At 62.4% G+C, this 13,674-nt stretch carries 14 protein-coding genes and 1 pseudogene; 9 read left to right on the top strand and 6 right to left on the bottom strand.

The features are described 5' to 3' along the window. From V5F63_RS19805 to V5F63_RS19790, 4 genes are read left to right on the top strand one after another with little or no spacing between them, the layout of a single operon-like run. A complete protein-coding gene (locus V5F63_RS19805; protein WP_394103000.1) occupies positions 1 to 489 on the top strand; it encodes a ubiquitin family protein in 489 nt (162 codons plus the stop codon). Between the two features lie 6 nt (positions 490 to 495). After that, positions 496 to 981 (top strand): DUF7665 family protein, encoded by a 486-nt coding sequence (locus tag V5F63_RS19800; RefSeq protein ID WP_394103001.1) that lies wholly within the window; start codon positions 496 to 498, stop codon positions 979 to 981. Continuing rightward, a complete protein-coding gene (locus V5F63_RS19795) occupies positions 935 to 1,456 on the top strand; it encodes a Mov34/MPN/PAD-1 family protein (RefSeq protein ID WP_394103002.1) in 522 nt (173 codons plus the stop codon). The genes V5F63_RS19800 and V5F63_RS19795 overlap by 47 nt, the downstream gene beginning before the upstream one ends. 4 nt (positions 1,457 to 1,460) lie before the next feature. Further along, positions 1,461 to 2,819 (top strand): BilD N-terminal domain-containing protein, encoded by a 1,359-nt coding sequence (locus V5F63_RS19790; protein WP_394103003.1) that lies wholly within the window; start codon positions 1,461 to 1,463, stop codon positions 2,817 to 2,819. A 9-nt stretch (positions 2,820 to 2,828) separates the two neighbouring features. On the opposite strand, the pseudogene V5F63_RS19785 reads toward V5F63_RS19790, so the two are convergent. From V5F63_RS19785 to V5F63_RS19760, 6 genes and pseudogenes are all read right to left on the bottom strand, one after another. Beyond that, positions 2,829 to 3,589 (bottom strand): annotated as a pseudogene (locus V5F63_RS19785) (IS5 family transposase). A gap of 398 nt (positions 3,590 to 3,987) precedes the next feature. Next, on the bottom strand, positions 3,988 to 4,800 hold the full coding sequence (locus tag V5F63_RS19780) for a hypothetical protein (RefSeq protein WP_394103005.1): 813 nt from the start codon (positions 4,798 to 4,800) through the stop codon (positions 3,988 to 3,990). Further along, positions 4,797 to 5,951, bottom strand: a complete 1,155-nt coding sequence (locus V5F63_RS19775) for a DEAD/DEAH box helicase (protein ID WP_394103006.1) — start codon at positions 5,949 to 5,951, stop codon at positions 4,797 to 4,799. Before V5F63_RS19775 ends, V5F63_RS19780 begins: the two co-directional genes overlap by 4 nt. A gap of 11 nt (positions 5,952 to 5,962) precedes the next feature. Then, positions 5,963 to 7,561 (bottom strand): ATP-binding protein, encoded by a 1,599-nt coding sequence (locus tag V5F63_RS19770; protein WP_394103007.1) that lies wholly within the window; start codon positions 7,559 to 7,561, stop codon positions 5,963 to 5,965. A gap of 13 nt (positions 7,562 to 7,574) precedes the next feature. After that, a complete protein-coding gene (locus V5F63_RS19765; RefSeq protein ID WP_394103008.1) occupies positions 7,575 to 8,447 on the bottom strand; it encodes a DNA-methyltransferase in 873 nt (290 codons plus the stop codon). A 206-nt stretch (positions 8,448 to 8,653) separates the two neighbouring features. After that, entirely contained in the window at positions 8,654 to 8,968 is a 315-nt protein-coding gene (locus V5F63_RS19760) for a helix-turn-helix domain-containing protein (protein ID WP_394103034.1), read from the bottom strand. A 339-nt stretch (positions 8,969 to 9,307) separates the two neighbouring features. On the opposite strand from V5F63_RS19760, the gene V5F63_RS19755 reads away from it, so the two are divergent. The 5 genes from V5F63_RS19755 (at position 9,308) to V5F63_RS19735 (ending at position 13,579) form a co-directional block, all read left to right on the top strand. Continuing rightward, positions 9,308 to 9,643, top strand: coding sequence for a helix-turn-helix domain-containing protein (locus V5F63_RS19755; RefSeq protein WP_394103009.1), 336 nt, complete (start codon positions 9,308 to 9,310; stop codon positions 9,641 to 9,643). Next, a complete protein-coding gene (locus tag V5F63_RS19750) occupies positions 9,636 to 10,883 on the top strand; it encodes a type II toxin-antitoxin system HipA family toxin (protein WP_394103010.1) in 1,248 nt (415 codons plus the stop codon). Before V5F63_RS19755 ends, V5F63_RS19750 begins: the two co-directional genes overlap by 8 nt. Further along, entirely contained in the window at positions 10,880 to 12,004 is a 1,125-nt protein-coding gene (locus V5F63_RS19745) for a hypothetical protein (RefSeq protein WP_394103011.1), read from the top strand. The genes V5F63_RS19750 and V5F63_RS19745 overlap by 4 nt, the downstream gene beginning before the upstream one ends. Positions 12,005 to 12,257: 253 nt before the next feature. Next, positions 12,258 to 13,211 (top strand): ArdC family protein, encoded by a 954-nt coding sequence (locus tag V5F63_RS19740; protein ID WP_394103012.1) that lies wholly within the window; start codon positions 12,258 to 12,260, stop codon positions 13,209 to 13,211. Continuing rightward, positions 13,208 to 13,579, top strand: coding sequence for a DUF2958 domain-containing protein (locus V5F63_RS19735; RefSeq protein ID WP_394103013.1), 372 nt, complete (start codon positions 13,208 to 13,210; stop codon positions 13,577 to 13,579). The genes V5F63_RS19740 and V5F63_RS19735 overlap by 4 nt, the downstream gene beginning before the upstream one ends. Positions 13,580 to 13,674 lie beyond the last annotated feature (95 nt).

The raw sequence follows: 13,674 nt of genomic DNA, 5'->3' as shown, positions 1-13,674 counted from the left end.
ATGAGCAAGACGATCATCTTCATCCAGGCCGAGGGCAAGCCCGGCATCACCGAGGCCGGGATCACGATCCCGGCGACGGTGCGGGACCTGCACGAGGTCTTCAAAACGCACGGCATCGACTTCGAGGGGTTCGAGGTCTTCATCGACGAGGCCGAGGCGCCCGTGCTGCACGACGCCAAGGCTCCGGTGGAGGGCCTCAAGCATGGCTCGCGCGTTCACGTGACCCGCTGCAAGAGGATCAAGGTCACGGTCCACTACATGGACCGCACCATCGAGCGCGCCTTCGCGCCGGGCAACCGCGTCCGCACCGTCAAGCAGTGGGCCGTGCGGGAGTTCAAGCTCAACCCGACGGATGCCGGCGAGCACGTGCTGCAGCTCTGCAACAGCACGGCGCAGCCGCCGACCGACACCGCCCTGGCCGAGCTTGTCAGCGGCCATAGCTGCGACATCTGCTTCGACCTCGTTCCCGAAAAGCGCGTCGAGGGCTAAAGCGCCATGACCGTGGCCGTGCCTCCCGATCAGTTGCTCCTCGCAGCCGATCTCGCCGCCCCGGAATTCCGGCGCGGCGAGATCGAGGGCAAATGGCGTCACATCGAAACCGCTTGGCCGCACGCGACCATAGCCGTGTCGGCGGCCAAGCGCGCCAGCGCCCCCGATGAATACGGATTCCGGTTCGAATGCAGCGGCTACCGGCACACGCCGGTAACGGCACAGCCCTGGAATATCGGCGCGCGGCGGCCACTCCCCGCAGCTCAGTGGCCGGCGGGCCGCGCGATCGTGCCGTCCGTCTTCAGGCCGGAGTGGAAGGGCGGCCAATGCCTCTATCTGCCCTGCGACCGTATGTCGATCGAAGGGCACGGCGACTGGATTCACAAACACCCGAACCGGCTCTGGCAGCCGCAGCGGGGCATCATCTGCTACCTGGAGCAGCTTTATGACCTTCTCAATCAAGACGATTATTCGGGCGCTCGCGGCGCCTGAGCACCGCTTGAACTGCCCGACGGTGTTGTGGGCGCGTACCATGGCCGAGCTGCACCGGCGCACGCAGCGCCGGCACGAATCGGGTGCGTTCCTGCTCGGGCACGAGCATGACGGCCGGCGCGCCGCCGTCGATGTCGTCTACTACGACGATCTCGACCCGGCGGCCTATGCGAGCGGCGTGTGCATTCTGAAGGCCGATGCTTTCGCCAAGCTTTGGGCGATGTGCCGCGCCCGTAAGCTTAGCGTCGTCGCCGACATCCACACGCACCCAGGCGCCGCCTTTCAGAGCGGATCCGACCGCACCAATCCGATGGTCGCGCGACCGGGACACATCGCCATCATCGTGCCGGACTTCGCCGCTCCGCCGATCCGCTACGGGGATATCGGCATCTACGAGTATCAAGGTGAGCACCGCTGGACAGACCGCGGCCAGCGGCATTGCCGCAAATACGTTTACACCGGATTCTGGAGTTGATCCTATGAACGCGCTTATCGATCACACGCGGCTGCACCGCACCGCCAAGTACTTCATGGACAACGGGCGCGCGGCGACGCACGGCGACGCCATGGACATTCTGCGCGGCTTCGGCGCGTCGATCCGCGTCGGACCGGAGGCCGCCACCTCGATCGCGCACCAGGCCGCCCTTCTCACACTGGTCAACCTTACGCGCCGGACCTTGCTCGGCGGCGTCGAAGTGCTCGGCGTGACCGATGCGCCGCTGCTCGTGCCGCTCGCGCGCGCGCACACGCTCGCGGACGCGGTGGCCGAACTCGGCGGAACGCTCGCCCAATCGGGAAATCCGCTATGGCCGATCGTGCAAATCGGGACTGTGCCGCAGGCGGCCAACAACACGGCATGGTCGCTCACGTGGGAGAGATGGCGCGGGGGCGTCGTGCCGCAGCATGACGTGCGCCGCCTGGCCGACGACGAGGCGAACCCGCTGGCCGCCGCCGTCGCCGCGGCCGCCGCTGCTGCCGAGCTGTTCGCTTGGCATGCGAAAGATCATCCGATGGCGGGATGGCGGGCTGCGGGTCTCTCGCTCTGGAATCCAGGCGCCAACTGGCTTGCCCCGGACGAAAGCGAGCCGCCGCTGTCCTATCTGCCCTCGTCTGTTTGGCTTATCGGTCTTGGCAATCTCGGGCAGGCATTCGCGTGGCTCCTGGCCTGTTTGCCGTATGCCGATCGCAGCAAGGTCGAGCTTACGCTCCAGGACTACGACGTGATTGCCGACTCCAATGACAGCACGTCCTTGCTGTCCTCTTTGCCGTTGGTCGGCATCAAGAAGACGCGTGTCACTGCGCATTGGCTGGAAGCGGCGGGCTTCACCACCGCGCTCGAAGAGCGGCGCTTCGGACCCTGGACGTTGCGCGGTCCGCACGACCCGGCGGTCGCCTTCTGCGGCGTCGATAACGCGCCGACGCGCGCCGATCTCGGCAGCGCGAAGTTCGAGCTGGTGGTCGAAGCGGGCTTGGGCGCCGGTCCCGGCGGGTTTCGGAATTTCTCGCTGCACACCTTTCCCGCCTCGCGGCGGCCGGATCAGATCTGGCGGCGCGAAGATGCGGGAAGTGCCATCGATGTCTCGGCGATGCCGGCCTACAGCGCTTTGCGGAAATCCGGACTCGATACCTGCGGCTTGGCCCAGCTTGCATCCCGCACGGTCGGCGTGCCGTTCGTCGGCTTGATCGCTGCCGCCCTTGCCGTTTCGGAATTGCTGCGTCGGCTCCATGGAGCCGAGGGAGTGGAGACGGCTTCGGGCTCAGCGCTCAATCTTGGTGACATTGCCTGTGTCCGCATACCCGTGTCGCCCTACGCCTTCGGTCACGTACCGGTGCGCTAGGGTCCGGACTCAATTGATCCAGTATGCGCAAGTTGCTGCGATGAAGACGCCGGAGAGGTAGTTTCTGGCGAGTTTGTCGTAGCGGGTGGCGACGCGCCGGAAGTCCTTGAGACGGCACCACATGCGCTCGACGCGGTTGCGCTCCCTGTAGGCGACGACGTCGTAGGGGATGGGTGTCTTTCGGGAGGTGGTGGAAGGGATGACTGCCTCGGCCCCACCTTGGGCCAGCAGCTTGCGCAGGTGGTTAGCGTCGTAGCCCTTGTCGGCCAGCAACCGGCGGAACGGGCCGGCCGCCCGGATCAGCGCCTCGGCCATGCTGATGTCGTTGATGTTGCCGGGGCTGAGCAGCAGGACGCGGGGTCGACCCTTCTCATCAACCAATCCGTGCAGCTTGGTTGTGCGGCCGCCGCGGGAGCGGCCTATGGCTTGGGCGAAGGCCCCCCTTTTGCGCCCGCCGCAGAGCGGTGCGCCTTGATATGGGTCGCGTCGATGGCCGCTCCGTCGAAGACCCCGCTATGGCCCGTCAGAGCCTCGAACATCTTCAGCCAGAGCCCTTGCCGGCTCCAGCGGTTGAAACGATTGTAGACCGTCGTATATGGCCCGAACTCCGCCGGGCAGTCCCGCCAGCGCGCTCCGCTCTTCAACATGTGCACGATCCCGGAGATCACCCGCCGGTCATCCACACGACGGGCACCCTTGCGGCCACGCGGCAGCAGCGGCTCGATCCGAGCCCATTCCTCATCGGTCAGCCACTGAACCCGTGTGCTCATGATCAAGGCTCCCTTCCCAGAGCCTTGAATCACCAACCACCCCAAACCGCCAGAGCTTATTGGGTACGGACCCTAGGGGCCTTACCGGCCTTATGCACGATCGCGTATTTTCTAGTTTTAGCACTGCACGCCGGAGATTGCAGGTTCAGGTTCTCGCGCGAGATCGACACAGCGCTTGATGGAAACTGGAGACACGAGTAAATGAAAATTGGCTGCGGCGATGTGGAAGGACACATGGCCAGCAAAGGTACGAGATGGTGACGAGAAGGCAGCGGCGTAATGGCTCGGTGCACTAAGCCCATCCACTAGCCGGTTTCGAGTCCGGCCCGCAGCATTGCTGTAGGCCAAATTGTCGTCCCTCAAGCCGAAGCCGGCCTCATTCTCTCTTCTGCGGACAGTCAGACAGTTGCAGCAGGGCTGCGTTGAATCGCGGACGGCCGCAGAGAAATGCGACCATCGAAGGTGCGGATAATCTGCACATAGCCCTCATGTTCAAGCAGCGCCGGACCTCTGTCCTTCGATATCCAAAGGACGCCTGAGGCCTCTCGTATCGTCCACAGCGCGGGATTGCCGAACTGGTCAATGATTTGTACGGCGCCGGGCGGAAGGCCGCAGCCTTTGTTGATGCGCAGGCAATTGTCGATCGCCGAAAAGCGTGCAAATCCCAAGCTCTCAGTGCGCGCTACAAGCCGCCCCTCTACTTCATGCGCAGAACGACCGTTACGGTCCCGATAAACCGAAACGGTTAGATATTGGACATCCAGCGCCCGCAGCGCTGTCGTCCATTCGGGATCAGGCATGTTACCGACAACCGCAACATAGCGAGGGATATATGCCAGCAAGGCGTTAGCTTGCTCGCGGTTGAGAAAGCTAAAGGCGGCAAGCAAGCTCGATGCGCAAGTTTGGTCCGGCTCGCCGTAACGAAAGCATCGTACCTGGGGCAGAACATGGCCATCTAGTGAATGTCCGGCGAGTTCAACCTCGACCACAAACCAGTGGGACAAGCTCCTATGGATCAGTGCCAAATCGGCAGAGCGGCGTTCGCCTTCAAGGATGAACGCTCCAGCGAAAACACCGCACCAGTAGTCCGGAAAAAGGCATGTCAGAGCTTTGACGACCTCGGCCTCGAAGTCGACTTCAACGAAAACGGTAGGATCCACCAATTGGAAGATGTTGTCTTCGTTGCATTCGCCCGTCAGCAACCTCTTCATGCGCGGCTCCACCCTACCGTCGCGATATTCTCCAGCTGCGCTTCTTCCTCCTTGAGACGCTGAATTTCCGGCCCAGTGGCTACGAGCGTGTAAATCAAAGCACCGGTCTTGCCCTGGGCCGGCCTGACAACGCGGCCAAGCCGCTGGATGCGTTGCCGCCGCGTGGCTGTGCTGGCGGCGATGATGCCGAGTTCGGTCTCCGGGACATTGAATCCCTCATCTAGAGCACGGCACGTCACGAGTACATCAATCTCTCCTTTGCGGTACTGCCTGAGCATCACCGCCCGGTCCCGCAACGTCATCTTGGAGTGATAGACGCCAGCTCGCACGCCGTTCTCCGAAAGAACCGCGTGAATGAGATTGCAAGCCTCGATATCCTCGTGAAATATCAGCGTGCGTTTGCCGCGGTTGGCAGCCACGAGTTTGAGCGCCAGACGAATGCGATTGAGGCTTAGATTCAGCACTCTTGCTCGCTTCAAAAACAGTGCAATGGTCTCCTCAGCCTCCGTGCCGTGTTGGCTGATCGAACGTGCAATCGCCTTACTTAGCTTGTCGTACTCAGCCTGTCGGTCTTCCTCCAGATCAAACACGATGTTCCGAAGTTCGAAAGGAACGATCACGCCGTCGCGCAGCGCGTCACCATAGTCGTAGCTGAAGATGACAGGGCCGAGCGCGGGAATCAGTACGTCCTTTAACCCCTCGTCATATGGACGTTCCGGCGTAGCCGACAGCCCAAGAGATGCTGTCGTCTGGATCTGCAACGCGGCTCGGAAATGCTCCGATGCCGCCTTGTGACACTCGTCCACGATCAGGAAGCACTTGTGCTGCTCGATCTTCGCTGCGAGTTTCGCCGCTGTATTCAGCACAGCAATATTGATCGTACCCAGGCGGAATCGCAGACTACCAGTTACAATATTGATCTCATCAAGACCGAGGTCAAAGTAGTTGGCCGCCTCTTCCCACCACTGCTCGAGGAGTGCCGCGGTTGGCACTACGATCAACGTCGCTATCGGACGGATGCGATCAACGCAAGAGAGAGCGAAAATTGTCTTTCCGCCGCCGGTAACGACGCTGACTATGCCGCGATGGTTCGCTCGCTCCCATTCGGCGAGCGCTGCAACCTGCCAGCCGCGCGGAGTCAGCTTCGGCAAGACAATCTCCCCTAGCCCGCAGCACGCTCTGGCTTACGCCCGAACAACTCGGCTTCTGCCTTCGCTCGCACCTCCGTGTCAGCGTTGTCGAGCTGCTCGGCACGCGCTCGCAGCAAGTTGTTCTTTAAGTTCCGTACGCTATCCGGGTTGACCCGTGCGATAAGCTTGCCGGCCTTGAACTCGGCCACCGCGTCGAAGATGTATTGTTGCACGCACTCGCTGATCGCGTCCTTCGCCTCCAGCGTCTGATAATATGGATGTAGCCCATTGATGATCACGTGGATCACGTTCGCCTCCGCGCCCGGGACAAACGTAACGTGTGGCTCGTAGAGGCTGGTTTCCTTCAATGAGATGACAACCTGCAAATCCGGCAGGATATCCAGACGGCCGATTTCGTCCTCGGCGGTCAGTGACTCCCTTTGCTGCAGATTGTTCGCCGTAATCGTTTCCACGGGTGGTAAGGCCGCGTTATTCAGCGCATCTTTGATCTCGGCGCTGACGAATTCAGTTTGCATGTCCTTTACCAGATCGCGGACCTGCTCCTTCGACCACTTCGGCCCGCGCCCAGATCCGCGTCTGCTCTTGGCGTAATCGGCATAGGCTTTAGTTTCCGTAACAAGGAACTTCTCCAGCGCTTCTTCTTCATCACCCTCGAAGAGCACCCTGTCCTTCGTATGCGACACACCAAAGCCGTCGAGCAACAGCACGCCAGTGAGCCTCTGGGCAATGAGGTTGTTTGCTCCCTCATCATCCACACCCCCAAAGATCACGCTTGGTTTCCAGGCGTTCGGGAAACCTTGTATCTGCCGGCCGTTCTGGAACATCGAAAAACCGCCGTACTTGCGCCCGCCCTTGCGCAACACTCCGATCCAACCCTTGATGGTCTTTCCGTCAACGGTAAGCGTCGGCAGATCGCGCTTCATAAGCGTTCCAGAGGGATCGGAGTCCCAGTCGCTCTCTTGTGGCGGCGTGACCTCCTCACCGTTGTAGGTGAGCTTGAGTGCGACCTGGCCCTTCACATCAGGACGCAGATCAAACATGTACATCGAGCCGAGATAGTCCTTGATAGTCTCTTCGGAGCGCTTCTGGATAACGCGCCGGAGACTACCGATTGTCACGCGCGTGTAGTGGTCGTCGCGGCTGACGGTTCGCATTGTGAGCGGAACCTTCGCCCCGTGATTAGCAATCGCGTCGACATCGACAGTGGCCGTCCACTCTTCACCGCTGCCCAGTTCACATGTGGTGACAGTCCATTGAGCGCCAATCCAGCACGCTGCGGTTTTCATGCCCATGCCGTATTTGGATCGTCCCTTGCTGTCCGGCGTCGGATGCGCAATCCGCAGCGCTGCGACGAGGTCATCCTTGCTCATGCCGATTGAGTTATCTTCGATCGTGAGGGTCTTGTTCGGTCGGTCGTGGACGATCGAGACGGTCAGCGGACGGCCCTCCTCCTGGAGGACTTCATCGATCAGGTTTCCATAATTCAGTCGCGACTGCGTCGAGTTGTCGACGAACTCTGCCAGCGCAAACCACATCGTGTAGCTGAGGCGGCTATAGGCGTCGATCGCCCTAGGCCCGACGGTCAGTTCCGCCTCAAATATCTGCGTCATCGTCTTGCTCCCCCTAGAAAGAATCGGAGGTTATCCGGTCGCCGAACCGGCCTCGCGAGCCCTTGATGTAATCTTCGGATGCTTCAATGCTGATCCAGAAGCGTTCTAGATCTTCGGCAGCCGCTCCCGTCGTATTGCTGCCGCCGAACGGGTCAAGAACGACATCACCGGCAACGGTCAGAAACTTAATGAAGAACTTCGCCAAATCCGCAGGCATCCGCGCCGGATGTAACGGCAGTTCGTTCTCGCGGCAGTAGGTCTGATAAGCGTCGCCGTTTTGTGTGTTCGCGTAGGTAAGAACATTCGATGGAATGGCACCGCCGTTGTCTCGCAGAAACGCGGTTTCGCTGATATCGTGCTCCGATGGACGTTTGCCAGCGTTGTAGGTGCCTCGCTTGAGCAAGGTCTTCATTGCCTTGCTGTACTCCTGAAGCACGCGCTGATTGCTGGCCTTCGGCTTTTCCGTTGGCGCCATCCACCAGAGTTTGGTGAAGCTGTCCTTCACCCGGCTGCGCTCGACATTTACCCACTGAGCCGGTGACGGCAGCCTTGCGGGGTTATGCCAGATAAACTCTTGGCAGAGATGAAGCTCATTCTTCTCTTGGAATTCGAGCAAAGCACGCAACGCAAGGGTGGACATGACGGGCATGCCCGGCTCCCACGAGTTGCCCATCTCCACGACGATGGAACCGTCGGGAGCGAGCATCTTCTTAAACAGAGGACCGAAGGCACAAAGCCACTTAATGTAAGCTTCACCAGTCTCGTTGCCGTACCGCTTCTTGCGGTTGAGCGGAAACGGCGGCGAAGTGAAGATGAGATTGACCTTGCCTTCAAAACGGGCGAGCGACCCGTCGGCCAGGATTTCGTCGGACTTGCCGTGCAGCATCCTCCCACGAGGCGTAGCGTAGGCGACATTAGCAGGAGGGCGGCCCGTGAAAGGGCTCGCAGGGCGAGCCGTAGGCTCTATTGGCTGTGTTCGTGCGGCCGGTGCATGCATGCGCGGAAGAGCCTTTTTTATCTATGTTTTCGTTGCGCCGCAGGCGTCCTGAGCCAGACGCTGGATCACACCAGGGATGGATGGGATAGGTTCTGTCATGCCACGGCCTCAAGGCCGCGCTTCTGCACAAGGTGCAGAAGCTTGAGCGCCGTTCCGGTCGGCTTCTTCTGGCCGATCTCCCATTTTTGTACTGTCGAGACACTGGTGTTCAACAGTCGCGCGAAGACGGCCTGACTTACGTGCGAGGCCTCGCGAATCTTCTTGATCTGCTCCGGCTCAAGAGGCTCGACGGGGGGCAGGCAGCGGCGGTCGAAATCGCGCAGCGTGACCTGATCCACCATGCCGACATCGTGCGAGCCATTGACCGTCTCGTGCACGGCCGCCAGGAGAGGAAGCTTAGTCTTTCGCATCGCCGTCACCTAAATCCGTTCGCCGACTTGCTTGCCGTCCAGACAATCAACAAGGGGCGACGACGCGCCGGCGCTGATTGCGCATGCGATGGCCGAGCCATCTGTTTGAGGATTGCCCCGCTCCCACCACTTCAGTGTGCTATATAGCACCGAGTGCTATATATCCGCAAGCTGGAATTTACCGCCTTGGCAGCCGCATCGCGGGCTTTTCCGATCTGATCAAGCCTGGCCGGAAGGCATGGCGGCTTCGGTGGGGCTCGGTAGGGAACCCATTTTCCGTTAGAATAATTGTAACCTTCGTGCTACATAAATTCCGTCTTGGTAGCACGAAGATAGCAAATGCCGACGCCACACCATCCCCCCGCTGCTGTGCAGCGCGTTCTGCGCAAGCTGGGCGCAGATATCCACGATGCCCGTCGTCGGCGCCGGCTGCCGATGGCGGTCGTCGCCGAGCGCGCGTTCACGTCCCGCTCGACCTTGCAAAGGGTAGAAGCCGGCGACGCCAATGTCAGCATCGGTATCTACGCCGCCGTCCTCCAGGCGCTTGGCCTGCTCGATGGCTTGGGCGAGATCGCCGACATCAGCCGCGACAGCATCGGCCAGGCCTTGGCCAGCGCGGAGCTGCCGAAGCGCGTCCGTCTCAAGCGCGCGCCGGGGCCGACCGATCATGGCTGACATCGAAGTCCATATCGACCTCGAAGGACGCACACGTCCGGTCGGCCTAGCCCGCAGCAACAAGGTGCGGGGCAACGAGACCGTCGTGTTCGAGTATGCGCCGGAATGGCTCGCCGATCCGGACCGCTTCTCGATCGAGCCTGCCCTCGCTTTGACACGCGGCGGCTTCGCACCGCCGGCCGGACAAGCCATCTTCGGGTCCATCGGTGACTCGGCCCCCGACACCTGGGGACGCCGCCTCATGCAGCGCGCTGAGCGGCGCCTCGCCGAGCGCGAAGACCGCGCGGTCCGAACCCTCGCCGAAAGCGACTACCTCCTTGGCGTCGCTGATGAGACCCGTCTTGGCGCGCTCCGCTTCCGCTGGGCGGGCGATGACGTGTTCCAAGCGCCGCTTCGTGCGGGCGTGCCCGCCCTGATCGAGCTCGGGCGTCTCCTCGCCGTGACGGAGCGCGTCCTTCGCGACGAGGAGACGGACGAGGATCTCCAGCTCATCTTCGCACCCGGATCGTCACTTGGAGGTTCACGCCCCAAGGCGTCGGTCATCGATCAGCACGGCCACCTCTCCATCGCGAAGTTCCCCAAGGAAACCGACGACTACAGCTTGGAGACCTGGGAGGAGATCGCCTTGCGCCTGGCGGCGCGTGCCGGCATCGCCACGCCCTCCCACGAATTGCTGCGCGTTGGCGGAAAGGCGGTGCTCCTGTCTCGGCGCTTCGATAGGGACGCTGCCATTCGCATCCCGTTCCTCTCTGCCATGGCGATGACGGGATCGAAGGATGGCGAGCGCGGTAGCTATCCCGAAATCGTCGATGCGTTGACGCGGCACGGGGCGCAAGCGAAGACCGACGCGCAGGCGCTGTACCGTCGCGTCGCCTTCAACGTGCTGATCTCGAATGTGGATGATCACCTGCGCAACCATGGCTTCCTATGGCTTGGCAAGGCGGGCTGGTCACTCTCCCCCGTCTATGACCTCAACCCCGTCCCTACCGACCTCAAGGCCCGGGTGCTGACGACGAACATCGATCTAGACGAAGGCACCTGCTCGATCGATCTCCTCGAGGCGGCCTCGGAGTACTTCGGCCTCGGCCTCGCGGCGGCACGCGCCATCATCAAGGAAGTTGCGGCCGTGACGGCGACCTGGCGGGAGACCGCGAAAGAGGCCGGCGCCCGGCCCTCCGAGATCACCCGCATGGCCAGCGCCTTCGAGCACGACGATCTCAAGCAGGCGCTGGCGCTGTGACGCGGACCTTCATCCATAGCTTCGACCCCACATCTGCGAGCCCCGTTGCTGGCCCGACCGTCGATCTGGAGGTTTCCGAGATCGAGGATGCCGGCATCCGCGAGGTGCTTCAGACCCCCGGCGCCGCCTATGGTGCCTGGTCCATTCTGGACGCCCTGCTCACCGCGACGGGTCCGGGCACACCGTTCATCTTCAAGGAGCCTCTCGGACAGGCGCGCGAAGTAAAGGTCGCACTGTCAGGCCTGTTCGGACGCTTCGTGGCCCGCGCGTATCTCGAGCGCTATCTTGATCTTTCCATCTTCGCGCACCTCACGAGCCGATCGCTGCTTCTTGACGGTCGGCGCCGTATCGACATCGTCCGCCGCTCCCGTGGCGATCTGCCGGACTGGGTGGCCTGCGCTGCCGATCTCACTTCCCTGACCGTGGCGGAGGCCAAAGGCTGTCATGACCCAAGCGGTCCCGACAAAGCGCTCACCAGGGGATGGACGCAGGCCCAACGCATCGACGTGACGGCTAGGAGACGGAAGGTGACGATCAAGCGCGTCGCGATCGCGACGCGCTGGGGCGCTGCGACAAATGGACCAGCGCAAGCGTACCTGTCAGTCCGTGATCCGGTCGACGAAGGCGAGCCGATCGATGCGGAGGACAAGGACGCCGTCTTCATCGGGCTGCTTCGTCACCACATCGCAAACCTGGTCGCTCCGCTCGGCCATGCCGAGCTCGCCGGTGCGCTTCGGCGGCTGACCCGCGAACGCTCTGAGCACGGGCTTCAGCGTGATGTCGCGAGCGCCAGAGCGCTCCTGAATGCTGCGCCAGTACGGGAAGTGGACGGCGCCAGCGCCATTGACGGGCTTGTTGGCGGAATCGTCACCCGGGCGGGACCGCTGACCGACGCAACCGCGAATCCCGCCGATCAGGATGTGCTTGCCCGGCTCAACCTGCGCCCGGTCTTCGTCGGCATAGAGCGGGATCTCATCGATGCGGCGATCGAGGGCGAGGCCAAGACCGTGCGCGACCGGCTAGCCGCAACCACCAGGCACGATGAATTCGCGCGTGCCGATCGCGCCGGCGGATGGGTGATCCCCCTTGGCGCAGATCGACACATTATAGGAAGCGCGTAGTGGCGTTCCATTGTGGCAGCGGCAACCGGCTGCAGTCGCTTTGACTTGTTGCCGTTATCGTAGCTCAACTACGACAATTCGTACTTTCTCAAATAGGGGAAGGCCTTCCCCTGCGGCCGAGCCAATGTCTCGGCCGACCCCTTCTGCGGGGAGACCCCGCAACGCCCCCTTAGAGTGAGAGTGCGGATCGGGTTTTCCGTGACGGGTTGAGGGCTGGAGGAGAGGCCTCCGGCGCCCGTCGCGGAGAACCGCGATGTCCAGACATCATCATCATGCTCGCGCCCGTGCGGACCGCGCGAGTCTCTACGACGACATCACCAACAAGATCATCGCCGAGTTGGAGGTTGGGCGTGTGCCCTGGGTCCAGCCCTGGGGAACGGCGGCCGCAAAGGCGCCGCTTGCCATGCCAGCGAACGCCGCGACCGGCCGGCAGTATTCGGGGATCAATGTGCTGATCCTGTGGGGCGCGGTCATCGAGCACGGCTTTCCCCTCCAGAGCTGGCTGACCTTTCGCCAAGCACTGTCGCTCGGCGGCCATGTCCGCAAGGACGAGCGTGGCACCACGGTCGTCTACGCCGATCGCTTCGTTCCCGACGACGAGAAGAAGCGTGCGCAGGAGACCGGTGAGGAGGCGCAGGCGATTCCGTTCCTCAAGCGCTTCACCGTGTTCAACGTCGCGCAGTGCGAGGATCTGCCCGACGACCTTGCGGTCGCGGCGCCTGCGCCGGAGCCCGGCCTGATCGAGCCGCGCGTCGAAGCGCTGATCAAGGAGACCGGCATCGCCTTTCGCATCGGCGGCAACCGCGCTTTCTACGTGCCGACGCATGACTACGTGCAGGTCCCGCCTCCGCAGGCGTACTTCCAAACCATCGACTGGCACCGCACGGCCCTGCATGAGCTTGGCCATGCAACAGGTCATGCATCGCGTCTCGGCCGCGACCTCTCCGGCTCCTTCGGCTCGAAGAAATACGCGTTCGAGGAACTGGTCGCCGAGATGAACGCGGCGTTCTGCTGCGCTTCGCTCGGCATTGTCCCGACCGTGCGACACGCCGACTACATCGGTTCGTGGCTGGAAGTCTTGCGCGAGGACAATCGTGCCATCGTTCGCGCCGCGTCCCAGGCCGGCAAGGCGGCTGACTGGCTGCTTGCCTTCCTCCCCGAAACCGAGACGGCCAGCGAACCCGCGAACGACAGGAGGGCGGCATGATCCTCCTGACCGACGACCTGCGCGAGCGACTGCTCGCCAATGGGCTTGAACGCGGCGCTGACCATGTGCCCGTCGTCAAGTTCTTCAACCCCCTGGGTGAAGGCGTTTGGCTCGTGACCGAGCTGGACGCGGACGGCGATACGCTCTTCAGACTCGCCGATCTCGGCGATCCAGAGCTAGGCAGTTTCTCCCTCGAGGAACTGACCTCGATCGATCTGCCGTTCGGGATGGGGATCGAACGCGACATCCTCTTCACCGGCGATTTCCCGATCTCGGTCTGGGCGGAAGCCGCCCGTGAGGCTGGGAGCATCCGCGCCGCCGAACGCATTCTCTACCGCGCACGGCAGGCTCGCCGTGACGGCGTGTGACGCGCCTCATCCTGAAATCCGCAGAGCCGGAGATGAGTGTTTGCGCATCTCCGGTTCCACGTTTCTCCGCCTCGCCGGGAGGCGGCGCCGTCCTC

The sequence above is a fragment of the Xanthobacter wiegelii genome, from assembly GCF_043193855.2.
In the GTDB taxonomy this organism is placed as follows: Bacteria; Pseudomonadota; Alphaproteobacteria; order Rhizobiales; family Xanthobacteraceae; genus Xanthobacter; species Xanthobacter flavus_A.
Note: the sequence above shows the minus strand (reverse complement) of the source record. Positions and strands in the feature narration are given on the sequence as shown.

Excerpts from the sequence above, each read along its gene's own strand:
- V5F63_RS19805 (WP_394103000.1), top strand. The coding sequence starts at position 1 with ATGAGCAAGACGATCATCTTCATCCAGGCCGAGGGCAAGCCCGGCATC.
- V5F63_RS19800 (WP_394103001.1), top strand. The coding sequence starts at position 496 with ATGACCGTGGCCGTGCCTCCCGATCAGTTGCTCCTCGCAGCCGATCTC.
- V5F63_RS19795 (WP_394103002.1), top strand. The coding sequence starts at position 935 with ATGACCTTCTCAATCAAGACGATTATTCGGGCGCTCGCGGCGCCTGAG.
- V5F63_RS19790 (WP_394103003.1), top strand. The coding sequence starts at position 1,461 with ATGAACGCGCTTATCGATCACACGCGGCTGCACCGCACCGCCAAGTAC.
- V5F63_RS19780 (WP_394103005.1), bottom strand. The coding sequence starts at position 4,800 with ATGAAGAGGTTGCTGACGGGCGAATGCAACGAAGACAACATCTTCCAA.
- V5F63_RS19770 (WP_394103007.1), bottom strand. The coding sequence starts at position 7,561 with ATGACGCAGATATTTGAGGCGGAACTGACCGTCGGGCCTAGGGCGATC.
- V5F63_RS19765 (WP_394103008.1), bottom strand. The coding sequence starts at position 8,447 with ATGCTGCACGGCAAGTCCGACGAAATCCTGGCCGACGGGTCGCTCGCC.
- V5F63_RS19760 (WP_394103034.1), bottom strand. The coding sequence starts at position 8,968 with ATGCGAAAGACTAAGCTTCCTCTCCTGGCGGCCGTGCACGAGACGGTC.
- V5F63_RS19755 (WP_394103009.1), top strand. The coding sequence starts at position 9,308 with ATGCCGACGCCACACCATCCCCCCGCTGCTGTGCAGCGCGTTCTGCGC.
- V5F63_RS19750 (WP_394103010.1), top strand. The coding sequence starts at position 9,636 with ATGGCTGACATCGAAGTCCATATCGACCTCGAAGGACGCACACGTCCG.
- V5F63_RS19740 (WP_394103012.1), top strand. The coding sequence starts at position 12,258 with ATGTCCAGACATCATCATCATGCTCGCGCCCGTGCGGACCGCGCGAGT.
- V5F63_RS19735 (WP_394103013.1), top strand. The coding sequence starts at position 13,208 with ATGATCCTCCTGACCGACGACCTGCGCGAGCGACTGCTCGCCAATGGG.